Source organism: Acinetobacter sp. YH12108 (genome assembly GCF_013419055.1).
Lineage (GTDB): Bacteria > Pseudomonadota > Gammaproteobacteria > Pseudomonadales > Moraxellaceae > Acinetobacter.
The window spans coordinates 1-25,139 of record NZ_VPAW01000032.1; the positions used below are offsets into that span (position 1 = coordinate 1).

Consider the following 25,139-nt stretch of genomic DNA (forward strand, 5'->3'; position numbering starts at 1 on the left):
TTTTTTCTAGGTGGAATCACCGCATGTGCTTGCCGATCTGCAATGACCTGACGGCATTGCTTGGTGTCATAAGCTCCATCGGTATAAACAGAGTCAATCTGCTCATCTTGTGGAATCTGATTAAGTAGATCACCAAGCACCTGTGAATCACTGACATTATTGGTTATGAGCTGAATAGCGCGTATTTGTAGGGTTTTGGCATCTATACCAATATGTAGTTTACGCCATTGGCGACGATATTCAGCTCCATGTTTCTTGCGTTTCCATTCACCCTCACCTAGAAACTTCATGCCTGTAGAGTCTACGAGTAGATGCAGCCCATCGCTACTTTTTTGGTAGCTGATTGCAATATCAATATGCTTTTGTCTTCTACAAAGCGTACTGTAATCTGGTGCGGTCCAATTTAATCCGCAAAGTTCAATCAGACTTTGCACAAAGCCAGTAACCATACGTAAAGATAGACGGAATAAGGATTTAATCATTAAGCAGCATTGGATAGCTGCGTCGGAGTAGGTTTGATTTCGCCCTTGTTTGCCTTTTGATGGAGCATACCATTGCGTAGCAGGATCAAACCAAATGGCAATATTTCCGCGACTCATGAGTGCTCGGTTATATGCGGGCCAATTGGTTGTGCGGTAGATTTTGTGTGTAGGCTTCTTCATTTGAAAATTATATCGCTGAAAAAGCCTTTACAGATAGGTTTGTGCAACAAAGCCGTTTAGATACAATGGCCGATCATTTTATTAAGTTATTAAATTAAAGGTTAATAAAAAAATTTATATAAATCTTACCCTTCCTAGATAGGCCAAAACTTAAAAACAATCTAATTATAAGATCGAAAACCTAACCAATTTTTCCACCAATAAAATAGCTTAGGACAGCGTAACATTAGTCTTTTTTTCCAATGTAGTTCTTGTAACTTGTCATATAAATATGGAAGATCATTCAAAATACGTTGAATAAATGCCGCATATGCCTTAAAACCCAGCTTCAAATAACTTTCGAATAATCCTAAAATTAAATGAAGATAAACTTCTTGAAAATGTGCCAAATCGCGCTGTTGTCGATATAACTGAACACCATATTCCAGACTATTCAATTGCTTCATATTAATTTGGCAATTGGTAATGCTTGTGGGGCGATAACGATAAGTTAATAACGGTTCTGCAATCTCTAAAATAGTCATCCCTTCCCGATATAAGAAGGGAATAGACAGCATATCTTCATAGAGATAGCCTTTAGGAAACTGAAAATCTAATAATATTTCTGTTTTATATACTCGCAACCAAGCATACCATTTATTTTTATGAAATATATGTTGTAGATATTGAGAATCAGCTTTAATCAAACTTGTCTTATCGACCAAGATCAAAGGCTTTATTTTTTGTAGTCTTGTTTCCATATGGGCATTAAAGTGAATAAGATCGATTCCAGGTTCTTGTTCAATTGCCTGCAAGATACGAGCTACAAAATTTGGTTCGACATAATCATCTGAGTCTAAAAATGCTATATAGCTACCTTGGGCAATTTTATACCCATTATTACGTGCCATACTCAATCCCTGATTTTCCTGGTTAAGTATACGAATATGAGCATCATACGGATGATTATCTAAGTAAGCTTGTAATACCTCCATCGAACGATCTTTACACCCATCATTCACCACAATACATTCTACTTCTGCTCCTAATTGCGGCAATAAAGATGCAATACATGCTTCAATATAATTTTCTACCCCATAAACCGGAATAATAATAGACAATACATAAGGATGACTCGAACTCATTAATTCTATTCACTCAAGTTCAAATAAGCCATTACAGCGGCTTTTATTAGAAATTTTTGATCTAGTAAGGAGGTAAAATCACTAATATCCTTACTAACCTGTTGTATTTTTAAAGCAAGCTCATCTACATCCTGTACATGAACCAAATGACGCAATGGAAGCACTTCCCTCGGGCCAGATGGACAATCTGTACTTATTACTGGTGTTCCTAGAGCTAAGGCCTCTAAAATTGCAATGCTAAACCCTTCAAAATCTGAAGAAACTACCATAAATTTGGCATGTTTAATATATGGATATGGATTCTTTTTAAAACCTGTAAAAATTACTTTATTTTCAATTTTCAAATCTTTGACTAATTGCTTAGAGGATTCTAACAACTCTCCTGTACCGACTAAAACTAACTTTTCTTTAATATCTGCTTGGGCATAAGCTTTAATTAAAATGTCATGTCGTTTTTGTTGCTTAAACTTTCCTACATTTACAATATATGGTTCATCAATATCTGGCAGATATTCATTGGCCGTTGAAACTACTTGCTCAATATCAATCGGATTATAAATAGTAGTAATTCGACTTTCAGAACCAAAAACTTCCCGAAAATCTTTCTCAACCCCCTGACTAACAGCTACACAAGGTTTCGATAGATAAACTTGGGCAAGTTGATTCTTTAACTTATTCAGTCTCTCCCCATATTCGAGACTAGTAGTATTATGAATCACTAAATGAATATTCGGTAGTCGACTTTTTGACAATATAAAATCGACAGGAAATAAATTTGAAAGCACAAGATCTGGTGTACCAATCTTTTTTAAGACAAATCGATCAAATGCTTTAGCTGCCCATTTTGGACGTAAACTTTTTGGAATTAGGCGATATTTCTGATAGTCAAAAAAATGCAGATTAACCCCTTCAGGTATAGGTAAATCAATTATATTTTTAAAGTGTACAATATGAGCTTCATGCCCAGCATCTATTAAACCTTTTGCCAAGGTTAAAGCAAAACGTTCAGCACCATTCCCTTGTAAAGTAAAAATAGCTAAAACAACTTTCTTCTTCATTTCTTACAATCTTATATAAAATCTTTTTTATCTAACTTAATAAATCGCTTTTCAGCTTTAGCTATTACTTGGATATATCTAAATGCCATTGCAATTTGCCCAGCTAAACGTCGCTGTTTAAATTTAAACTTTTCATTAAAAGAGGCATATTCAGGTTTAAAATGCTCTGAACGACCGATTGTTGATTCAAAATGCTCAGTATCCGACAATCCGTATGCAATCATTTGATCTTCTTGAATCAACGCAGCCGGTTCAACCTGATAAGCATTTAAACTATATGTACTAAAAATAAAAGCATCTGCCGTAGCAGCAGCAAAATGATTTGCTTTTTCTAATAGTTTTTGTGCACCTGTCGGAAACAATATATAGCCTCCTGTTCCTGTTCTCTCTTGGAACAAGTCTAATAATTTGTATCCTGAATTATTTAAATAACAAGCCGGCTTTTTGCCTACAATCTTTTTACGACTTCTAACTTCGAGGTTAATCAAATCAGGTTGTAAATTTAAGGTTTGAGATTGTATATCTTTTAGAAGCTGCGCAATATTGCTTACAACCACAGCATCATCTTCTAGAATAAGAACAGGTTGATTACACTCTAAAACTTGTTGCCATGCTTTTTTATGACTTAGAAAGCATGCTAACTCTACTTTTTTTAATGGCCGCTGCCACCCAAAAGCTTCTGCATTAAATTGCTCTTCTGAAATCTGATCTATTGATACGGCTTGTAAAAAAGTAGGTTGTAGACCAACTTTTAAAAATTGTTGTTCTTGAAAGACACGCCGTTCCTTAGATTTAGGTAAATTAATAATTAATATTTCCATTTTTACCACCAACGTGTCTTTTCACGCGTATGTTGTTTCTTAAATCTTAAATAAACCGTATTGTTCTCCTCATGTTGTAATCGATCGAATATTTCTAAAACTATCACTCCAAGTGGATGTATCTTGCAAATTTGATCTAAACGCCAACGCATATTTCGTAATGTATCATCAGTCCCTACAATGAATGCTGAAGTTCCATCAAATAATGTTACACGTTCTTGTGGTAACCGATCCCGCTTTAATTCACACACTACCGTAGACTGATCACATAAATAACGTTCAGTTTCTTGTAATTTCAATGTATTAATCAACACAACTGCATTCATTAATGTCGCTTTAAGTGCGATATCATCGTGCAAATCTAAAAAAGTATCACATGCTGATATTAACCATCGAATATTTAAAGTCTTGAGCAAAAAATCTCGCTCATTCATCCATAATGCTTTAAATTTTTCAAAATTTTCTTCGACATCTACTTCACGCCGAATCAAAACAATAAGGCTTGCATGATAATGACTTAATGCCGGTTGACCAACAAACTCATGTTTAAGTTGTTCAATATGCTCATTTAAATCTTTCGCTGAACCATGCGTATACCGGATTTGATCACCGATAATAACTTCATTTTTCAGTTGTTCAATATCTACGCCCTCAAGCTGAGCATAGACTTTATCTGCGCCAAAACGACGCTGATGTCGGCTAAATGAAAACCATTGTTCAAACTTACTTTTCTTTCTTACGGGCATGTTTAAACCATTTAATTTGAATTACTGCCAAGCATCCTTGATCCACTGGGATGGCAACACATAGCGATACCATTTACCACCACCACCATTAATGGCATCAGGTGGGTTAATCTCCCCATGGAAAATAATAATTTTTACGCCCTCAGGCTTTACTGGCGGTTTGAAATAAGCCATCGGAATTTTTTGTAGGCAATGGTATTTATAACTTTTGCACCAGCTATCCGGCCAATAACCAAGTTTCTTCTCCTGGTCTACATACCAAGAAAGATAAGCCTGCTCATTACGGAATTTTTGACGGATTTCATCAAAGTGTTCGCGGAAATATGGCAAAAGACCAGGAAAAGCTCCGAGCTTAAAGCGATAAACTGAACTATTACCCGTAATACGCCATGGTCGTTTCCAGTCATGGATAATCAGAAACTCACCCGGATGTGTAAAGAATTCATCAATATTATCGACAATCACCACATCCAGATCTAAAAATAAAGCATTTCCTTTTAAACCATAGAGATCAGGTTCAAAGGTAGACAGCTTATTCCAGCCACGTTCTGGCGCCCCTTCTGGCAAAGCCAACGGTGGAATAGAAAAGCATTGCACATTTGGATCAATCCCTTCAGTACGGTCAGTTAAACACACCATTTGAAAATCAACGGTTGTGTGTCGCTTCACCATATTGTAAAGACGATTGACATATTCAGACCCATATTTTGTGCCCCATTTCATACAGATCACAATATTTTGTTCAGGTGACTGTTCACTCTGAGTCTTAAGGTCATTTTGCTTTGCGTTCATGCACCCATCATCCACCTATGCAATATCAGTATCATACCATTACTGGTACTTACCGAACCTATTGCTTTTCATTTCTGCACAGTTTACCGCAAATCTCATGAAGAAATATAATCTTCATTTTTTCATCACAAGAATTGAATATTTTTCCAGCAACTTATATCAAAATAAAGTTCATATTTGAATGATAAGTATAGAGCAACACTAATTTTAGTTGTTCGTTACGCTTATTCGTTTATTTTTATAGTGAATATATAACTTTCCAAAATATGAGAGTCGTCATTTTTTCTGCAATTTATTGGCTTCTCTACCTAACAACCTAATAGTTTAATATTTTGAGAAAGAGTCACTAAAATAAAAAAAGGACTCAAATGAGTCCCTTTTTCATAGATTTAACTTATTTTACATAAGTTAACCAGTGTGCATATTTAGGGTCTTTACCCTGAACCGCATCAAAGTAGGCTTTCTGGATTTGAGTCGTAATTGGACCACGTACCCCTTCACCAATTTGACGGTCATCATATTCACGGATTGGTGTGACTTCAGCTGCAGTACCAGTAAAGAATGCTTCATCTGCAATATAGAACTCGTCACGGGTAATACGGCGTTCTACCACTTCATAACCAAGATCTTTAGCAATGGTAATAATCGATTGACGTGTAATACCGTCTAATGCGCCACCAGCGATGTCTGGAGTATGAATTACGCCATCACGTACCAGGAATACGTTTTCGCCTGAACCTTGGCATACATAGCCTTGCGGATCAAGCAGCATTGCTTCGTCATAACCAGAATGTGCCACTTCTTGGTGAGCAAGAATCGATAATGTGTAGTTACCAGATGCTTTGGCTTTACACATAGTCACGTTTGGATGATGGTGTGTGAATGATGAAGTTTTTACACGAATACCTTTCGCCATCGCATCATCACCAAGGTAAGCACCCCAGCTCCACGCTGCAACTACAGCATGAATAGTATTGTCAGTAGCAGCAATACCCAATTTTTCAGAGCCAATAAAAATAATTGGACGTAAATAGCAAGATGCCAATTTATTTTCACGAACCACATCAATTTGAGCTTGTTCTAATGTTGCATGATCAAATGGAACTTTCATTTGATAAATTTTTGCAGAATTGAGCAAACGTTTGGTGTGTTCTTTCAGACGGAAAATAGCCGTTCCATTCGGGGTTTCATAAGCACGGACACCTTCAAACACACCCATGCTGTAATGCAAAGTATGTGTTAATACGTGAGTTTTCGCCTCACGCCAGTCTACTAGTTGTCCATCTTGCCAAATGAAACCATCACGATCAGCCAAATTCATGCCACAAACTCCAATTTTTCACAATTATTCACTATCCAGTGCAAATACTGCACTTGGATCAATCAGTCTTTGCCATAACTTGCAAACGGTCTTTCGGGTATCGTGCCAGTCGCTTGCAGACACTTGCATGGATTGATTTGCAAGGGCTAAGCGATGGCTCTCGGCGCGTTCACGGAGATAAGCTTGAATCAGAGCAGTCGCATCGTCGCTGGATAAGCAACCTGATTTTGCGGCATCCTCAAGGATTCTTACATTGTCGGAGTAATGGGCGAGATCTTTATTCGTCCCACTCCAAGCTAACACCGCATACTGTGCCATAAATTCGATATCAACGATACCACCTGCATCTTGTTTTAAATGAAAAATCCCATCTTTTTTTTGCTCTTTGGAAGAACCCAGATGATCTTTCATTTTCTGACGCATTTTCAGAACTTCACTACGTACATGACAGATATCGCGTTTCTGGGTAAGAATCTTACAACGTAGTGCTTCAAATGTCTCTCTCAAGCTATTTTCACCGGCAATGGAGCGTGCACGCACCAAGGCCTGATGTTCCCACAGCCATGCATTTTTCAACTGATATTGCTCAAATGCTTTCAGGCTAGTGACCAGCAGCCCCGCTTCTCCAGAAGGACGTAGACGAGTATCGACTTCATAGACACGTCCATCCAGTGTTTGTGTGGTCATGAGCGACATAAACTTCTGTGCCACACGCATGGCAAACTCAAAACCGCTAATCGGCTTGAGACCGTCCGTATCTGCCTGCTCACCCATATAATGAATGAAGACCAGATCCAGATCCGAACCATAACCCAACTCAATGCCACCGACTTTGCCATAGCCAATGACGGCAAAAGCCGTATGTTCTATTGAGCAGCGCTGCCCTTCTGCATCCAACGGAAAACCATGTCGTTTGGCCACAATCTGATAAGCCAGATGCAGCGCAGCATTCACTGAGACTTCTGCAATATCTGTTAAGGCATCCGAGACTTTCATTAAAGGGCTTTCTGCCAACACATCACTGGCCGCTACCGCAAGTACATTGGATTTTTTAAACAGGCGTAGCACCCGCATCTGGTCTTCAACCTGATCAATTTCGATTCTGAGCAATTGCTGACGAAGGCTATCTTCCAGATCCTGACGCTTAGGCAATTCAAAATCCATCGACAGGAATTCATCCAGCAATACAGGATAATGAGTAAGTTCCTCACAGATCCAGGGGCTGACAGTCGCCATTTTTACCAAACGCTGTAAAGCACCTTTACTTTCAATCAGCATCACCAGATACACCGTACGACGCATGACTGATTCAACCAATGGCATCAGGCGAACCAGTGCAACTTGTGGTTTATCTGATTCTAGAATCGCCTCTATCAGATAAGGCCAAAATGTTTTTAAACGTTGAATGGCTTTGGCTGGCAGTTTTTTTAAGGCATGTCCATGCCAGAATTCATGTACCAGATTTTTCGCATGATCATCTAAAACTTCATTCAGCTGTTGTTCGAGTTGAGAAAAACTTTTACCTTGTGGTTCTGGCCCATTTTCCTTGATCAAGTGCTCAAACTGGTAAATCACTTTAGCGCGTTTTTGATCCAGCACTTCCATAAAGGCGGACCAGTCTGAAAAGCCCAAAGTATCCACAATACGTTGACGTAAATCTGGCTCAGTCGGCAAACATTGGGTTTGTTGATCATGCAGCGCCTGAATAGCATGCTCTACCCGACGAAGGAATAAATAGGCATCTTCGAGGTCAGTCACCGCCTGTTCATCCAGCAGTTCAGCCTCATCCAGATGATTCAGGCTGACCAGACATTGCCGGTCTTGCAGCTCTAACTTGGCTCCGCCATAAATCAGCTGAAAAACCTGCACTATAAATTCAACTTCACGGATCCCGCCTGCGCCAAGCTTGATATCGTCTTCAATATTGCGGCGCTGTACTTCACGCTCAATCATTGCTTTCATTTCACGCATCGCTTCGAAAGCGCTGTAATCGACATATTTACGGAAGACGAAAGGACGGGTCATGTCCAGCAGTTCATCACCTTCTGGACTCGGATTAACGATGCGGGCTTTAATCCAGGCATAACGTTCCCATTCTCGACCATGCTGGCTTAGATATTTTTCTAATGCGGCATGACTGATGGCCAGAGCGGAACCATCACCCCAAGGACGCAAGCGCATATCAACACGGAATACAAAACCTTCAGCAGTAATATGATCCAGTAGATAGATCAGCTTCTGTCCCCACAGAATACAAAATTGCTGAACGTCAATGCATTTACGTCCATCCGTTTCACCCTGTTCATCAAAGGCAAAAATCAGGTCGATATCACTGGAAAGGTTAAGTTCCTGAGCGCCCAGCTTGCCCATCGCAATAACAATAAGATCTTGAACTTTACCGTTATAGCCAATTGGCTGACCATATTTAGCGACTAGGGGAATACGGGCAAACTCTTTGGCAGCACAGATACAGGCATCAGCGAAATCAGACAGCTCGCGGGTCAGTGTGATGACATCGGTGAGTTGATTGGCATCCTGCCAGATCCAGCGGAACATCAGGCGAGCACGCAGAATACGTAAACTACGCATCCACATGGTTTCATCACTGATATTTAATAAATTGGCCTGAATTAAATTTTGAATCTGTTCAGTGCCGAGTGATCCCTGAAACTGATCAATTGCATAATCCTGATTCAATAGATCTTGATGATTGGCCAATACCTGTTCTGCATACTGACTGGCTCTTAAGGTTTTCTGCAATTGTACCGCGTCCATCACTCGGTGATTCCCTCAAAACTTTTATTTAGTTATAGCAGGAGTTCAGGCCGAGTGGGAACGGTTTTAATAGAAATTTATGATTTTCAGGACTTTTCAGTATGCAGGTCTTCAAGTACCAATGCCTGATGATCATTGGTCACTTTAGGTAAATGCACAGTAAAGGTGGTTCCAGAGCCTTCTTTAGAATCTACGACAATCTGTCCATGGTTCAGGTCTACAAAACGCTTACACAGTACCAGACCCAGACCTGCGCCTTTCTCATTGTCTGTGCCTTTTAAGCTCACTGTGAGATTAGGTCTAAACAGATTTTCCATTTGCTCTTTAGTCATACCGAGACCAGTATCCTGAACAGTAATCTTGACTTGCTCACCTTCCATTTCAGCAGCCAGAATCACCTGGCCACCCTGATCAACTGGAGTAAATTTCAGCGCATTCGATACCAGGTTCTGCAAGACCGAAGTAATCATATTGATATCAGCATGCACCTTGATATCTTCAGAAACCTGGTCAATCAGCTCAATATTCTTTTTCAACGCCAGACTTTTCAGTACATCACAGACAATTTTAGTGGACTGTTTTAATTCATAATTAATCGGATGATAAACAAAACGTCCACCCTCAGCCATCGCCCAGGTCAACAGACTTTCTAACAAGTTATACGTCGATTGAGCCGTATCATATAAATAATCAGAAATACTCTGGATACTGGATTCATCCAGAGTGTCACGTTCCTGTGCCAGCACTTCCGAGAAGCCTAACAGACCATGGAAAGGTGCACGCAGGTCATGAGCAATAATTTGGAAGAATTTGGTTTTACTGAAGTTTTGTGCACATTGCTGTTCGTATAACTCTTTCAGCTGTGCATGTTCCTCATTCAGTTTAACTCGTTTTACTAAAGATTCAGCAAATTGCTGGACGATAATAATAGCTTCCTGATCAAATACTTCAGTCTGATCGTCAAAGAAAACCACCTGCCCCAAAGACTGTCCTTGGGCTGATTTCAAATTGAATGCTACGAGCCGCTGATGGACTACGCCAAGGCTGTTCACATGATCTGATAGTTCTACATATGCAGGATGATTTTGATCGATCACATCCATTTCTTGTAGATATTTAGGGATGTCCACATTCTGTGGTACGTGCAAACCGCGAAAACCGAGCGGACAGCTGTACCAGATATAGGGTTCCATATGGAATCCGATGATACAGGTCTTAACGCCGAGTACTTTACGGGCGACCTTACAGAAGGTGTCTAATAAATTGTCAGAGGTATAGACACCTAAAATGAGAGATATACGGCACGAGCTTAACTGCTCCGTATTCTGACCGATCTCTAGCAGTTTTAGTTCCATGTCTGCCTCTCTGGATGTTATGGAATATAGAATAAAAATTACAACCGACTAAATTAATACAATCAATAACAAAGATTCTATATTTACTCAACGTTAAAATCTCATTTATCGACCAAAGGATTTGTTAACTTATTTCTCTAAAGATACATTGATAGCTTCAATACCTTGATATTTAAATATTAAGAATTACTTGAGAAAATATTCCTCTTATAAAAAATTACATATAATTATTTGAAATTCCTCAATTCATTTCAAATTGTTTCAATATCATCTGAGTTCTGAAATCCGAGGAAGATAAAAACAGCTCATTTTTCTTCTGATCTTTAGGTAAATAAAAGCTTTTGAATTTTCAAATATATAGAAAATGCTTATTGTCACCTTCTGAAAAAATAGATCGCCAATAATATTAATTTGCCCTAAATTTATTTCTATTTTTTAAATATTCTTAATAATCATAAAATATTGAGTGATTTAAATAGTTTATTTATGCACTAAAACCAATTTTTTACGTAATCAAAAATATTAAAAGTTTACATTTTTTTACAGTTAACAATGACTTATAGGAACATTCTTGAATTTTCATGGAAAATAAAAATTAATTAGAGTGAATAAAAAAGCGACAAAATGTCGCTTTTCTTTAATTCAGTTTACAATCAGTTATCTGATATGAGGGCAACTTGCTGCACATAGTTAAACAGCTTTTGCTTTGAGGCTGCCACTTCTTCTTCCGGTGCCTGATTTTTTAGATCACGATGCACACGTAAATAATGCTGACGTAAGGTATGACGTTCTGTCGCATTATAGGTTTTGGTAAATTCATTAATTGCAGGATCACCATCTTTCACGATACGGTCAACCCAACGCTGCAATTGTGCTGTCTTTTTCAAACCCTGTTTCGGAGTCAGATAAGACAGAATCACGGTTTCATTTTCATTACGAAGTAATTTACCAATACGTGAAAATTGACGACGGCGTGCTTCATGTGAACTGATTTGCTGGACATCCAGCAAAGCTTCAATCAGACGTTCTTCAACGGGTAAATTTTTAATTTGTTTCGCACTCAGTTCTGCCAACTGTGCGCCTAAAGCAGCCATACGCTGAACTGCTTTTTTCTGTTCGGTTTTACTTGCGCGTCCCTCTAAAGATTCAAAGTCTTCTTCAGTTAAACTGCTCGGTCGACGTGCCACGATTAATCTGCCTCATAAAATTTTGCCGCAAACAGTGCCTGAATTTCAGATAAGGCCTTTTCCTCATCTGCACCTTCAATCACCAAGCGTAAAGTTGTTCCTTTGCCCGCACCAAGCATCAGCAAGGACATAATATTTTTGGCATCAACCAATTTGTCCGATTTGCCAATCTGGATACTGGAACGAAATTTGGTGGTAACTTCAATGAGTTTACCTGATGCACGCGCATGTAAACCTAGTTTATTAATTACGTCAACAGTCGTATCAATCATGACCAGTGCTTCATTTCTCGGTGGAGGACTTGAATAGACCATTTTGCCTCAAGCGCTTTTTTTAGTCTATCCACAATATAAACAGAACGATGCTGGCCGCCAGTACAACCAATCGAGATGGTCATATAATGACGATGACCCTCAGCAAAGGTCGGCAACCATTTGTCTAAAAAGTGATAAATATCCTGGAACATGTCTTCGACCTGATCACTTTTTTCCAGGAATTCCTGTACCGGCTGATCCAGGCCTGAATATTTACGCAGTTCCAGTTCCCAATGCGGATTCGGCAAATGACGGACATCAAAAACATAGTCAGCATCTAAAGGAATGCCATGCTTATAGCCAAAAGATTGCAGAATCACAATCAGGTTATCGGTCTGCCCCAGCTTGTACAGCAAGGTATGTTTCAGATCATGTACGCTTTTATCGGTGGTATCGATATGCACTGTAGAGCGGAGCTGGATTGGCATCAGCAGGACTTTTTCTTCCTGAATACATTGATGCAGACTCTTGAAACGGGCAGCCAAAGGATGCGGACGGCGTGATGCACTAAAACGGGCAATCAGCTCCTGATCCTGCGTGGTCAGATAGATGACATCCACCGTACCATGCTGTTGCAGCTGTTCAAACACATGGTCGAATTCCTGCAAATCTGCACGGGTACTACGTACATCCACCCCAAGCGCCAACTGTTCCAGATTATTTTCACAGTCCAGCTTCGCCACAATTTCAGGAAGTAAGGCCAAAGGCAGATTATCAATACAGTAATAACCCAAGTCTTCAAGTACCTGCAATGCAGAAGATTTACCTGAGCCAGATTGTCCTGTCACAATTAAAATGCGCTTCATGCCTTACGATCCTTTTACTTATCCAGCTGCATATTTGATCTGCAGATTATCAATCAGACGAGTTTTCCCTAATTTCGCCGCGATCAGAATCACGACATCCTGATTAAATTCATCAATTTTCTGCAATTCCGGTGTACGGGCTTCTACATAGTCCATTACCAGACCTGCATCTGTCAAAGTCTGACGGATACCTGCCAGTGCTTCCTCCAAAGTTTTACCTGCATGTAACTGCTGCTCAGCAGTTTTCAGACTCTGGAAAATGACTGGTGCTGTTGCACGTTCCTGCTCGCTTAGATAGCCATTACGCGAACTAAGTGCCAGACCATCTTCAGCACGAGCAATCGGCACACCAATCACTTCCAGTGGAATATTCAGGTCTTGAACAAACTGACGGATCACAGCCAGTTGCTGATAGTCTTTCTGACCAAAGAAAGCATAGTTAGGCTGAACAATATTAAATAATTTGGTCACCACGACCGCCACACCATCAAAATGACCTGGACGCTGTAAGCCACATAGATCATTGGTGATACCAGATACACTGATATTGGTCAGACGTGGCTTGTTACCATACATCTGCTCTACAGTTGGGGCAAAGACAATGTCACAACCCACATCTGCCAGTAACTGCTGATCCTGCTCTAAAGTACGTGGATAATTATCAAAATCCTCATTAGGTCCGAACTGGATCGGATTAACGAAAATACTCACAACAACGACATCACACAGTTTACGCGCCTCACGCACCAGATTCAGATGCCCCTGATGCAGGTTGCCCATGGTCGGGACAAAACCAATAATTTTACGCGCAGAACGTGCAGGATTGAGCGAAGCAGATAATCCTTGGATGGTTGTTTCTGTTTTCATGTTACAACTCGACTTGGAATGTTTGTTCAGGTGCTGGGAATGAACCATCTAAAACAGCCGCATGATAGGCTTTAAATGCATCCAGAATTGCAGTCGCACCAGACTGTTCTTTCATAAAGTTACGTACAAATTTCGCGGTATGGCCAAAGGTTAGACCAAGCATGTCTTGAACGACCAATACCTGGCCATCAGTGGCTGCCCCTGCTCCAATACCAATCACTGGAATATGTGGGAAAAGTTCAGTAATTTCCTGACCCAATTGTGCAGGCACACATTCCAGTAACAACACTGCTGCACCGGCTTCAACCACTGCCTTACAGTCAGCAACCAGTTGATCGGCCGCTTCACGGGTACGGGCCTGTAGCTTATAGCCACCAAAGACATGAACCGACTGCGGAGTGAGACCCAAGTGAACACAGACTGGAATCCCGTTACGGGTTAGAACCTGAACGGTTTCCGCCAACCAGGCACCACCTTCCATCTTGACCATTTGTGCACCGGCCTGCATCACCGTTTTTGAGCTTTGTAATGCATCATTCAGAGTGGCATAACTCATAAATGGCAAATCAGTCATAATCAGTGCATGCTGATTGCCACGGCGTACCGCTGCGGTATGGTAAGCCATATCTTCTACAGTCACAGGCAAGGTTGAATCACGTCCCTGAATCGACATACCCAAAGAGTCGCCAATCAGAATACTATCAACTTCAGCAATTTCCATGGCTTTGGCCATACTGGCGTCATAGCAAGTCAGGCAAGAAAATTTGCGTCCTTCCGCTTTATATCGTCTTAAATCACTGAGACTGATCATGAAGATGTTCCTCTATTATTGAAGTTCTCTCGAACATGCCAATAATTAAAAATTAAATATTTGCCCAATTCGTGTGGTCAAAAACCGTTAAGGTTGATTGCTTGACAATGTCCAGGTCTTTTAATGTGTTTCCATTCAGCTGCAAGTTGGCATCAATATCCAGTAATGGCACCAATACAAAGTCACGTTCCAGCACGCCCACATGCGGTACGGTTAACCGTTCATTTTGAATCTGTTCATCACCATAAATAAGCAGATCCAGATCCAAGGTACGTTCACCCCAATGACGTAGACGCACACGCCCAGCCTCCTGTTCGAAGGCTTGCAGACGATCCAGCAGATCCAGCGGTGCCAGATCCGTAATTAACTGTACGACAGCATTAAAATAATTCGGCTGATCTTGTGGCCCCATAGGTGGGCTTTGGTATAGATGCGAGGTTTTGACCTGTCCCAAACTTGCCAGCTTTTGCACGGCTTCAGCCAGAATCTGGCGTGAATCGCCCAGGTTACTTCCTAAACCGATATAGGTCACTGTCATTGTGTAGGCCCAAAAATAACCTGGCTTAAATCACGCTGCACCCGTTTACGCTTGGTAATTGGATGGTCTGCACCAATGTCGCCGCTGGCACTGGCCGCCACATGAGAAACCGGTTTGCTACGCTCATTCTCAAATTTGGCTTTACGCGCACGACGGCTACGTGGTTCCGGCTCATTCACCAGAGGTTCAATCTCAGTTACTACATCTTGTGCAGCCAGACGCTGTTCCAGATGTTCTTCCTGAGAAGCCTTGCGACGGCTCTTGGCACGCTGACGGTTATATTGGGCAATGGCACGCTCTTTTTCATCGCTGCCCATTTGCTGATAGGCTTCCCACCAGCTTCCCATACCTTGTGCAGTTTCATCGCCTGATTTTTCACGCAGCAACAAAAAGTCAAAGCCGGCACGGAAACGTGCATGACCTGATAATGCTTCAATCTGTTGCGGTTTTGGATTGAGCAAGCGGGTTTGCATTTCCCAGACTTCACGAATGAAAGTTTCCGCAAAGCGTGGAATCACAGTACGGGTAGCCTGACGTTTCAGTACATCCAGTCCTGCTTGCGCACGTGCTTCCGCAGGCACCACCCCTTTAGACAGATAAAAATCACAGCGCTCTAGGAACGGTTGCCACAACAATACCGCATAGAAGAAAGCCGGATTGATGGTCTTGCCAATCGAAATACGCTGATCGGTATTTTTCGCTGCCAGTTCAATAAATGCAGTAATGTTTGGCTTGATATCGGCAAACAGCTGACGCCAGATGCCAAAATCGATCAGCATTGGCATCACACGATTCAGATGTCCCATAGTGAATAGCTTTTGCGATTCATCATAGAGACGGTGTGGAGACACATCACGTAGAAGCTGGGTCATTTCCGGAGTGAAAATATCCAGAATGGCTTTATCAATACTGAAATTGAGTTTGGCTGCAAAACGTAAAGTTCGCAGCATCCGGACCGGATCTTCCTCAAATCTTAGAGTCGGATCACCCAGTAAACGCAGCGTTTTGTGTTTAATATCATCTACTGCATTGCAAAAATCCAGCACGATACCTTTGCGTGGCTGGTAATACATGGCATTGATCGAAAAATCTCGACGAGCAAAATCCTGCTCAATGGTGCCCCAGTTATTATCGCGCAGGATCATCCCTGCTGCAGAGGTCACCGCTTTTTTAGGAGGCGCACGGAAAGTTGCCACTTCAACCAGTTCACGGCCCGAATAGACATGCGCCAGCTCGAAACGTCGTCCGATAATCCGACAACGCCGTCCGAACACTTCTTTAACCTGAGCTGGTGTAGCATTGGTCACTGCATCGAAATCTTTGGGATTTAAACCCAGCATCAGATCCCGGACACCACCACCTACGATATAAGCTTCATAGCCTGCCTTGGTTAAGGCATCAATCACATCGAGAATATAAGAAGGTAATTGAGCGGTTGATAAACCACATTTTGACGCGCGCAAAGTTTGCAAAAGACGCTGTCTCCTACGTCTGAACGTAAAATTCTAAGATGACGCTAATCATATCGCTTACACCGCTAAAGGGCAATTTGATTATGTCATTCTCATGGTTCAGATGGATGGCTTATTTACAATAAATTCAGCAGGGTTACAAAGCCAGTTTATCCTTGTTTTTGGCAAATAAGGCCGGCCCGATGCCTTTGACCTGTTGAATATCTTCAATTGTTTTAAATTTACCGTTTTTCTGCCGGTATTCAATGATCGCTTCCGCTTTCTTCTGCCCGATGCCATTTAACTGCTGTAACTGCTCAATACTGGCCTGATTCAGACTGATTTTATCAGCAGCTGAAGAGGCGGATAATGCAGGTTTAGCCAGATAATGATTGTTTTCAGAAACGGGGGTAGCAGCAGCAATTTTCTTCTTCAGGCGTGCATCATGCTGCTGCTGACGTACTTTCCATTCTGCATAATCGGTTGCAGTTGCATGTACTGTTCCAATTGAAGTATAGGCCAGCCAAATGCCTAGCAGGACAGTATTAATCCATGCTGGACCTATGCGATGTTGTACTTTGTTCATGAGCGGCTCTTTGTTTTAATTCTAATTTGGCCTGTTCCCAGAGCTGATCCAATTCAGCCAATGACAGGCTTTCCAGATTGAGTTGCTGTTGTTCTGCCCGATCTTCCATCAGGGCAAAGCGAGTCCGGAATTTATGGATCGTGCCCAATAATGCCATCTCGCTTGAGACACCAAGTTTACGACCAACATTCACCAGTGAAAATAAGCAGTCTCCAAATTCTTCGAGTATTTCATCGGAATTTTGTCCAGCAACGGCTTCTTTGAGTTCAGCCAGTTCTTCTTCCAGCTTGCCATAGGCACCCGCGACATCTGGAAAGTCAAAGCCGATTTTGGCGACATTTTTCTGGATCTCATCCGCCTGTTGCAGTGCAGGTGCATGCTTGGTCTCATCCAAACGTGAACGTGGCTTACCCTGTTTTTCTTTCTGCTTGATTTCTTTCCAGAGTACCGAGACATCTTCAGGACTCAGCTGTGCAAACTGTTCAGCCTGAAATACATGCGGATGACGACGAATCAGCTTATCCGTAATCGCCTGAACTACATCGTGAAAATCAAAAGCGCCCTGCTCGCTATACATTTGTGACTGAAATACGACCTGTAACAGCAAATCACCCAGTTCATCCCGCACCTCATCAGCTTGGCCAGAGCGCACTGCTGCTTCAACTTCATAGGCTTCCTCAATCGCATATTTGGTTAAAGATTCGGGAGTCTGTTGCTGATCCCATGGACATTTTTCACGTAACTCACGCATGACTTGGAGTAATTGTTCCACCGTAAAACCTCTTCTTTACCAAATAGCCGCATTATTTTGCCTGTTTCTTGCTATGCTCAAGAAAAAAAGACAATAAGGAGATCAAGCACATGCACAGTATATTGATTAGTGGTGCAGCACAAGGAATTGGTGCCGCGACAGCCAGGCTATTTTACCAGCAAGGTTATAAAGTCGGAATTTATGATATTAATCTTGAACAGGCAGAACAATTGGCCCAGCAACTCGGTGAACATGCCAAAGCTGGCTTTCTGGATGTAACCGATTATGCATCATGGGAAACTACTCTATCTGAATTCGCATCTTGGGCCGGTGAAATCAATATTCTGGTAAATAATGCCGGGATTTTATATTCCGGTCCTTTTGAAGAAACGAATATTACTAATCACCATCGCACCCTTGACGTGAATATTAAAGGCGTCCTGAATGGCTGTCATGCTGCTTTACCCTACTTAAAGCAGGCTTCCTTTGCCCGGGTCATTAACCTGTCTTCAGCATCGGCGATTTATGGCCAAGCGGATCTGGCTTCCTATGCAACCAGCAAATTTGCGGTTCGTGGTTTGACTGAAGGACTAGATATCGAATGGCAAAAATATGGCATTCGGGTATTTGATGTGATGCCGCTTTTTGTTAGCACTGCAATGGTGAAAGATATGCAGGCCGAAAGTATCAAAAAAATGGGCGTGCATCTAAAAGCTGAGGATGTAGCGCAGGATATTTTCAAACTGGCACAGCTAAAAGATTCAATTTGGCAAGTGACCCATCATCCAGTCGGATTCAAGAGTAAGTTTTTATTTCACTTATCTCGAATGAGTCCACAGTTCGTTAACCGGCTGAGTAATTTAATGATTGCCAAACAATAAGAAATATTTTGGGCTTACTCTACTTTTAAACAGCTTGATGAATCTGAATCGTTGGAAATCTTAGGCCTTTACAGGAATGCTCGCTTTGCCAGGCCACAGTGAGCATGCAACCCGCTAAGATATAGTTTTGATAGGCATAAATTCCAATTTCTGGATGTTCACAACGTCCTCCATCCTGATATGGATGAATCTGGGTATTCAGCTCATTCAGGTTTATCCGGATTCCAAGGCCTGACGCTTTTAGGACCGCCTCTTTGGTGGTCCAGACTTTAAACCAGTATTCAGGATCATAACCCAATGCCTGCCACTGTTTCAGCTCTTCAGGATGAAAAGCGTGTTGGGCTAGGGCTTCAAAACGTACATTTCGATTAAGTTCTTCGATATCGATCCCCAAATTCTGAATACTTTTGCTTGTTGCTAATGCATAGAAGTTTTGGCTATGGGTATGATTAAAACCAAAGTCTGGATGGGCTGGAAAATAAGGCTTGCCGTATTCGGTTGTAGTAAAGTCCTGCTGGTCAATAACACAACCTAAATGTGCAGCTAGCAACTGATTACGATAGTTATAAATTAATTGTTTACGCTGCTGAATATAGGTTTTCCGATCTAAGTCTTGTAAATGTCTAAGTCGTGGTGCCAGCGCGATCCAATCAATATGAATAATAGACTTCAAAAATAGTCGCCCTTATAAAAAATGTTACTTTTAAGGCCTTCAGTATAAATCAACCTGATTGCCTCTCTGACAAACTATAGGTAATATCTTAAAATATATTTTAATAAAACTTAATTAAAACAATAAAATATACTGTAAATCAAAATAAATAATTGAGCTTTCAAGCTATTTTTAATCGAATAAAAAATAGTTACAATCCAGCTACAATTTTATACATAGAAAAACAGAGGGTCATATGTTTAAGCGAATCATATTCAGTACGACAATTGCTGCACTATCATTTTCAACACAAGCTGGCTCCTGGCTAGAAGCTGCTACTGCAGTTATGGGAGCTAGAAACGGCGCCATCATGGATCAGGCTGAAGCAAATATGGAGCGCAGCCGTGCACAGGCGAATGCTGCTGTTGCACGTGCAGACCGTGCCTATGCTTCTAATTATAATAATGCTTCAAATCAAAATAACGGTGTCTACTCAACAACATACTTAAAAGGTTTAGATTGTACAGATTTGGCAGTAGAAGCGCGCAGTTTTGAACGTACCTTAGAAGCAAGTCAAAATGCACTTAACCAGGCGAATGCTCAAGCCAATAATCCTGTTTCTAAATTGGCAGGTATTGCAAGTGGTGCATTATCTGCTTTTGCAGGTCAATCACAAACAGTTGCGCGCGCAACTGAAATTACCAATGCTTTTACTGGCAATAACAATCAAAATAATATTGCTGCTTCTCAAGCCGATGCTGACGTAGCTTTAGCTAATCTTGAAAATATCCGTATTTATCAAAAAGCAAAAAAATGCTCAATCTAAAATATGAATAAATAAAAAAGCCTGCTTTTGCAGGCTTTTTTATTTAAATATGACAATTAACCACGTTTAAATTTTTTCTCGGCTTTCTTAAATTTCTGTACATAACGACGGCGACGCGCAGCAGTACGTTCATCCAGCTGTGACTTGCGACCTTCAAATGGGTTTTCTGAGGTTTTAAATTCAATTTTTACTGGTGTACCTTCAAGCTTGTACACTTTACGGAATACATTTTCCAAGTAACGGCGATAATCTGCAGGTGTCTTATCTACCTTATTACCATGAACCACGATAGTAGGTGGATTCTGTCCGCCCATATGCGCATAACGCATCTTAATACGACGACCTTGTACAGTAGGCGGTTGGTGCGCTTCAGTGGCATCATTCAGGATCTGAGTCAGCTTCGCTGGTGATACTTTCAGATGTGAAGAATCATAAGCACGGTGAATCGATGGATACATCTCACCGACACCTGTACCATGTAGCGCAGAAATCAGGTGGATTTTCGCCCAAGGAATAAAGTCAAAACGACGCTCTACATCGAGCTTACATTGTTTACGATCATATTCGGACATGTTGTCCCATTTATTGATCGCAATCACCATGGCACGGCCAGCTTCCAGTGCATAACCGATCAGGTGTAAGTCCTGCTCTACAATCCCTTCACGGGCATCTACCACGATCACAACTACATGTGCATCTTTCATCGCCTGTAAAGTTTTCACAATTGAGAATTTCTCAATCATTTCATCAACCTTACCTTTACGGCGTACCCCAGCGGTATCAATCAGGGTGTATTGACGACCATCACGCTCAAAAGGAATATAGATCGAGTCACGCGTTGTACCTGGCTGGTCAAACGCCACAACACGCTCTTCACCCAATAGACGGTTTACCAGTGTTGATTTACCTACGTTTGGACGACCAATAATTGCAAGACGCAGGCCAGTATTCTTGTCATGTTCTTCTGGGCTTTCATCTTCAGGCACATCTTCAAGTACTTCTTCCAGCATTTGCTGTACGCCACGGCCGTGGCTAGCAGCCACTTGCATAGGCTCGCCCATACCGAGTTTATAAAACTCGACCAGAGCAGCTTCAGCATGTACGCCATCAACTTTGTTAGCTACAAGGAAAACTTTCTTGCCCAAAGTACGCAGTTCACGAGCGATCTGTTCATCAGATGCCAGTAGTCCGGCACGTGCATCGACCACAAAAATGATCATGTCGGCTTCATGGATCGCAGTTTTAGACTGCTCAGCCATGTAGGAGTCAATACCGCCTTCATTTTCACCGATACCACCAGTATCCACGACAATGAAAGATTTGTTTTGATAGATCGCATCACCATATTTACGGTCGCGTGTCAGACCTGCAAAGTCTGCCACCAATGCGTCACGGCTCTTGGTTATCTGGTTAAACAGAGTTGATTTTCCGACGTTCGGACGACCAATGAGCGCAATTACGGGTTTCATAGATTAACCTTTATTCAATATCAGGCTGTCTAAAAATGGCCTGAACATCAGAAAGTTTTGGAAGAAAAAGGGAATAGGATTAAAGCCTAAAATAAATAAAAACACGGGGCATTGAACATTCAATCACCCCGCGTAAAAAATACGGTTGGCTTATTTTAGCATAAGCCAAACAAAAATTAACGATTCTGCCAGATGCTTAATGCACCCTTGCGAGTCGAAACATAGAGCTGGTTGTCAATTACACGTAAATGACGCACTTCACCAGAAGTTTTAGCACGGCCAATAATCTGCCCTGTTGATGGATCCAGCAGGTGCAATACTCCGTCCAGATCACCTACGACAAGCTCAGTTCCGAGCATTACCGGATTGCTCAGCTGACGATTCAACAACTGATCATTTTCCCATAAAGGCTGACCAGTGGTAATTTCATAAGCGCTGATTTTACCGTCGGTTTGGGCAACGAAGACGCCATTGCCCACCACTTCCGGACGCTGGATACTGCTGGCATCTTCACTCCAGATCACCTGTTGTGAAGCCAGATCAAATACAGTCACCTGACCTTGATAGCTGGTGGTCACAATAAACTGACCTGCTACGACAGGATCACCGTCAATATCGATCAAACGCTGAATGTCCGAACGACCATCCGAGATCGCAACACGACGCTGTAATTTAGGCACGCCACTTAAGGCATCGATTGCATAAATATAAGCATTTGAAGTCGCAATCAATACATTACGCGCGTCTAAAGGCACCGGAGCCGCCATGCCACGCAGGCTAAACTGGACATTCGGTAAATCATAGGTCCAGACCTGAGCGCCTGAAGCCACTTCGTGGGCATATACAGTACCGTCATTAGTGACAGTAATTACGCGACCTGCATGAATCAGTGAAGGCGCCAAGATGGCACCAGTCAATTGTGCAGTCCAGCGTTGTTCGCCAGTCTGCTGATCCAGTGCGATCAGTTGACCTTTGTTGCTGCCAACCACCACAATCCCATCAGCGGCTTCAACGCCAGAGCTTAAAGTATCTTTGCTGACTTTTTTCTGCCACAGGCGCTGCTTGCCATTAAAAGCAGTGACTTCACCCTTAGGGTCAATCGCAAATACGACTCCGTTATCCGCATCCAGACGTAAACGTAGCGGATCAGCCTTCTCTGTTGAAGAAACACTGGTCGAAAATACAGGAACAAGTGTTTTAGTCTGACTGATTTTTGGAAGTGGATTCGGTTTTACTTCTGGTACTTTATTGGTCTTACCCGCACAGCCAGCGAGTGCAAGAGTTAAAACAGTTAAAGCACAGGTGATTTTATATGTTCTGTTCATTCAGCTTCTTCCACTTGTGTTTCTATAATTGGGCGTTCGATTTCCGGGTCATCGACCAACACGCCTACGCTTTCGAGCTTAATTTGTAAAATTTGACGTTCTTCTTTACGTTCAATCAAAGCATCCCATGCACTTTGATATACTTTTTTGGCATTTTCAATATCATTTTTGGCAACATAGATATCGCCACGTGCTTCATCGGCGGTTGCTTTAAATGCAGGTTCAGTCACTGCATCCAAAGTTTTCAGGGCTGCATCATATTTTTTCTGTGCTAATTGTGCATAAGCCAGACGCAATTTAACGACCTGAACCAGGCCTTTATCATCAACTTTAGAGTTTTCAACTTTTTGTAATGCTTTCTCAGCGGCAGCGTAATCCTGCTTGTCATAAGCCAGTTTCGCCATGACCAACTGGGTTTGAATCGCTTGAGCTGAATCTGGCGCTTCTTTGACAATCTTGTCTGCAGTTTCAGATAGCTTGGCAAAAGCATCACCATCTGCAGCCTGTGCTTCATCCATCAGTTGCTGAACCTTGGCAGTCTGCATTTGCGATTCCGCCAGGTTTTTCTTCTGCCAATATTCCCATCCGAAAAAGGCAATCAGCGCAACCAGAATCCCGATAATGATCGAAGAACCATACTTCTTCGTGAAGGATTTTAAACTTTCAAGTTGTTCATCATCAGTCATTGCGCTCATGCGATTACCTTTTTCCTAATGTTTTATCGATTATTTTGAAGAAATTTTAGTACTGAAAAATGCGACAAAGTCTGCAAATGGCACAGTAGATTGCTCTGCAGTCGCCAGCTCTTTCACCGTAAAGCTTTGTGCTTCCAGCTCACGCTCACCGATAATGGCTGCATATAAAGCACCGGCCTGATCGGCTTTTTTCATTTGCGATTTCATTGAACCCTGAGAGCCGACTTTCAGACGAATATTACTGCCTGCAGCTTCCAATTGATCACGAATCTGTTCGGCCAATACCAGTGCTTTACCTTGAGAAGCAGGATCGGCAACCAGGAATACTTCGCAATCACGTACTGGCGTATTGTCTTCAACCTGTTCCAGTAGAAGCAATAAACGCTCCATCCCCATCGCGAAACCAACTGCAGGCACAGATTGATCTGCCTTGCCTTTCAATTGACCGACTAAGCCGTCATAACGACCACCGGCACACACAGTACCTTGCGAACCTAAATGAGTCGTAGTCCATTCAAATACGGTTTTGTTGTAGTAGTCCAGACCACGTACCAGTTTCTGATTGATGACAAAGCTGATACCGGCATCTGACAAATACTGTTGTAACTGGTTAAAGTGCGCCAGTGTTTCTTCACCCATAAAGTCGTGAAGTTTTGGTGCATTTTCTAGGATACTTTGAGTTTTGACATCTTTGGAATCCAGAATACGCAGCGGATTAGTCGTCAGACGACGTTGAGAATCTTCATCCAGATCCGCTTTATGCGCTTGTAGGAAGTCTACCAGCGCCGCACGATACGCTGCACGTTCATCAGACTCGCCCAAAGTATTTAGCTCCAACTGCACCTTGTCAGCCACACCCATACGTTTCCATAGACGTGCTGTCATCAGGATCAGTTCTGCATCCTGATCAGGCGTTGCCACACCAAATGTTTCCACACCAAACTGGTGAAACTGGCGGTAACGGCCTTTTTGCGGTTTTTCATAACGGAACATCGGTCCGATATACCAGACTTTCGGGGTCGCACCACGAAGCAGGTTATGTTCCAGCATCGCACGTACACAGCCCGCTGTTCCTTCAGGACGTAAAGTCAGAGACTCAGGCGGATTACCTTTGTCCAGGAAGGTGTACATTTCTTTTTCAACGATATCTGTGGCATCACCGATTGAACGTTTAAACAGATTGGTCTGTTCAACTATCGGCAAACGGATCTGTTGATAGCCATAGGCATCCATCAGACCTGACAGATGCTGTTCAAGACGTCTCCAAGCTGGGGTTTGCGTTGGGAGAATGTCATTAAAACCTTTGATTGCGACGATTGAACTCAT

The 25,139-nt window shown here is 41.9% G+C and carries 25 protein-coding genes; 2 read left to right on the forward strand and 23 right to left on the reverse strand.

Features of this window, described 5'->3' with window-relative positions:
• From FTU46_RS15035 to mazG, 18 genes are all read right to left on the reverse strand, one after another.
• Window positions 1-662: IS5-like element IS17 family transposase (locus FTU46_RS15035; RefSeq protein WP_180105262.1), on the reverse strand; the 662-nt coding region annotated here is incomplete at its 3' end.
• Window positions 663-823: 161 nt separating this feature from the next.
• The gene (locus FTU46_RS15040) at window positions 824-1,786 is read right to left on the reverse strand and encodes a glycosyltransferase family A protein (RefSeq protein ID WP_180105263.1); all 963 of its coding nucleotides are present in this window, start codon (window positions 1,784-1,786) and stop codon (window positions 824-826) included.
• A gap of 5 nt (window positions 1,787-1,791) precedes the next feature.
• Entirely contained in the window at window positions 1,792-2,844 is a 1,053-nt protein-coding gene (locus FTU46_RS15045) for a glycosyltransferase (protein WP_180105264.1), read from the reverse strand.
• An 11-nt stretch (window positions 2,845-2,855) separates the two neighbouring features.
• Window positions 2,856-3,665: a glycosyltransferase family 25 protein gene (locus tag FTU46_RS15050; protein ID WP_257224666.1), complete on the reverse strand. Its 810-nt coding sequence runs from the start codon at window positions 3,663-3,665 to the stop codon at window positions 2,856-2,858.
• 2 nt (window positions 3,666-3,667) lie between these two features.
• Window positions 3,668-4,411, reverse strand: coding sequence for a hypothetical protein (locus tag FTU46_RS15055; RefSeq protein WP_180105266.1), 744 nt, complete (start codon window positions 4,409-4,411; stop codon window positions 3,668-3,670).
• Between the two features lie 21 nt (window positions 4,412-4,432).
• Window positions 4,433-5,203, reverse strand: a complete 771-nt coding sequence (locus tag FTU46_RS15060; RefSeq protein ID WP_159124098.1) for a glycosyltransferase — start codon at window positions 5,201-5,203, stop codon at window positions 4,433-4,435.
• A gap of 394 nt (window positions 5,204-5,597) precedes the next feature.
• Window positions 5,598-6,524, reverse strand: coding sequence for a branched-chain amino acid transaminase (locus FTU46_RS15065; protein ID WP_180002350.1), 927 nt, complete (start codon window positions 6,522-6,524; stop codon window positions 5,598-5,600).
• A gap of 24 nt (window positions 6,525-6,548) precedes the next feature.
• Window positions 6,549-9,299 (reverse strand): bifunctional [glutamate--ammonia ligase]-adenylyl-L-tyrosine phosphorylase/[glutamate--ammonia-ligase] adenylyltransferase, encoded by a 2,751-nt coding sequence (glnE, locus tag FTU46_RS15070; protein WP_180105267.1) that lies wholly within the window; start codon window positions 9,297-9,299, stop codon window positions 6,549-6,551.
• Window positions 9,300-9,385: 86 nt separating this feature from the next.
• Window positions 9,386-10,654 (reverse strand): sensor histidine kinase KdpD, encoded by a 1,269-nt coding sequence (locus FTU46_RS15075; protein WP_180105268.1) that lies wholly within the window; start codon window positions 10,652-10,654, stop codon window positions 9,386-9,388.
• Window positions 10,655-11,307: 653 nt separating this feature from the next.
• Window positions 11,308-11,841, reverse strand: a complete 534-nt coding sequence (gene yjgA, locus FTU46_RS15080; protein WP_005232100.1) for a ribosome biogenesis factor YjgA — start codon at window positions 11,839-11,841, stop codon at window positions 11,308-11,310.
• A 2-nt stretch (window positions 11,842-11,843) separates the two neighbouring features.
• Window positions 11,844-12,113 carry an HPr family phosphocarrier protein gene (locus FTU46_RS15085; RefSeq protein WP_034169914.1) on the reverse strand — a complete coding sequence of 90 codons (270 nt, stop codon included), beginning with the start codon at window positions 12,111-12,113 and terminating at the stop codon, window positions 11,844-11,846.
• Window positions 12,110-12,961 (reverse strand): RNase adapter RapZ, encoded by an 852-nt coding sequence (gene rapZ / locus FTU46_RS15090; RefSeq protein ID WP_004782131.1) that lies wholly within the window; start codon window positions 12,959-12,961, stop codon window positions 12,110-12,112. The genes FTU46_RS15085 and rapZ overlap by 4 nt, the downstream gene beginning before the upstream one ends.
• A gap of 18 nt (window positions 12,962-12,979) precedes the next feature.
• Window positions 12,980-13,828, reverse strand: a complete 849-nt coding sequence (gene panC / locus FTU46_RS15095) for a pantoate--beta-alanine ligase (RefSeq protein ID WP_180002352.1) — start codon at window positions 13,826-13,828, stop codon at window positions 12,980-12,982.
• Window position 13,829: 1 nt separating this feature from the next.
• The gene (panB, locus tag FTU46_RS15100; protein WP_180105269.1) at window positions 13,830-14,639 is read right to left on the reverse strand and encodes a 3-methyl-2-oxobutanoate hydroxymethyltransferase; all 810 of its coding nucleotides are present in this window, start codon (window positions 14,637-14,639) and stop codon (window positions 13,830-13,832) included.
• Between the two features lie 52 nt (window positions 14,640-14,691).
• Window positions 14,692-15,177, reverse strand: coding sequence for a 2-amino-4-hydroxy-6-hydroxymethyldihydropteridine diphosphokinase (folK, locus tag FTU46_RS15105; protein ID WP_180105270.1), 486 nt, complete (start codon window positions 15,175-15,177; stop codon window positions 14,692-14,694).
• A complete protein-coding gene (gene pcnB / locus FTU46_RS15110) occupies window positions 15,174-16,649 on the reverse strand; it encodes a polynucleotide adenylyltransferase PcnB (protein WP_179992367.1) in 1,476 nt (491 codons plus the stop codon). The genes folK and pcnB overlap by 4 nt, the downstream gene beginning before the upstream one ends.
• Before the next feature lie 136 nt (window positions 16,650-16,785).
• Window positions 16,786-17,214 carry a ComEA family DNA-binding protein gene (locus tag FTU46_RS15115; protein ID WP_159124105.1) on the reverse strand — a complete coding sequence of 143 codons (429 nt, stop codon included), beginning with the start codon at window positions 17,212-17,214 and terminating at the stop codon, window positions 16,786-16,788.
• The gene (mazG, locus tag FTU46_RS15120) at window positions 17,174-17,986 is read right to left on the reverse strand and encodes a nucleoside triphosphate pyrophosphohydrolase (protein WP_180002356.1); all 813 of its coding nucleotides are present in this window, start codon (window positions 17,984-17,986) and stop codon (window positions 17,174-17,176) included. The genes FTU46_RS15115 and mazG overlap by 41 nt, the downstream gene beginning before the upstream one ends.
• Before the next feature lie 89 nt (window positions 17,987-18,075).
• Between mazG and FTU46_RS15125 the strand changes: the two genes are divergently transcribed.
• A complete protein-coding gene (locus tag FTU46_RS15125; protein WP_180033786.1) occupies window positions 18,076-18,846 on the forward strand; it encodes an SDR family oxidoreductase in 771 nt (256 codons plus the stop codon).
• Window positions 18,847-18,871: 25 nt separating this feature from the next.
• Here the strand turns inward: FTU46_RS15125 and FTU46_RS15130 are convergent, their stop codons facing one another.
• Window positions 18,872-19,492, reverse strand: a complete 621-nt coding sequence (locus FTU46_RS15130; protein ID WP_180105275.1) for a 4'-phosphopantetheinyl transferase superfamily protein — start codon at window positions 19,490-19,492, stop codon at window positions 18,872-18,874.
• A gap of 262 nt (window positions 19,493-19,754) precedes the next feature.
• Between FTU46_RS15130 and FTU46_RS15135 the strand changes: the two genes are divergently transcribed.
• Window positions 19,755-20,324, forward strand: coding sequence for a hypothetical protein (locus FTU46_RS15135; RefSeq protein WP_159124108.1), 570 nt, complete (start codon window positions 19,755-19,757; stop codon window positions 20,322-20,324).
• 56 nt (window positions 20,325-20,380) lie between these two features.
• Here the strand turns inward: FTU46_RS15135 and der are convergent, their stop codons facing one another.
• The 4 genes from der to hisS form a co-directional block, all read right to left on the reverse strand.
• Entirely contained in the window at window positions 20,381-21,793 is a 1,413-nt protein-coding gene (gene der / locus FTU46_RS15140) for a ribosome biogenesis GTPase Der (protein ID WP_004782108.1), read from the reverse strand.
• A gap of 176 nt (window positions 21,794-21,969) precedes the next feature.
• Window positions 21,970-23,118 carry an outer membrane protein assembly factor BamB gene (gene bamB / locus FTU46_RS15145; RefSeq protein WP_180002361.1) on the reverse strand — a complete coding sequence of 383 codons (1,149 nt, stop codon included), beginning with the start codon at window positions 23,116-23,118 and terminating at the stop codon, window positions 21,970-21,972.
• Window positions 23,115-23,813, reverse strand: a complete 699-nt coding sequence (locus FTU46_RS15150; RefSeq protein ID WP_005232125.1) for a tetratricopeptide repeat protein — start codon at window positions 23,811-23,813, stop codon at window positions 23,115-23,117. The genes bamB and FTU46_RS15150 overlap by 4 nt, the downstream gene beginning before the upstream one ends.
• Window positions 23,814-23,843: 30 nt before the next feature.
• Window positions 23,844-25,139: a histidine--tRNA ligase gene (gene hisS, locus FTU46_RS15155; RefSeq protein WP_180105271.1), complete on the reverse strand. Its 1,296-nt coding sequence runs from the start codon at window positions 25,137-25,139 to the stop codon at window positions 23,844-23,846.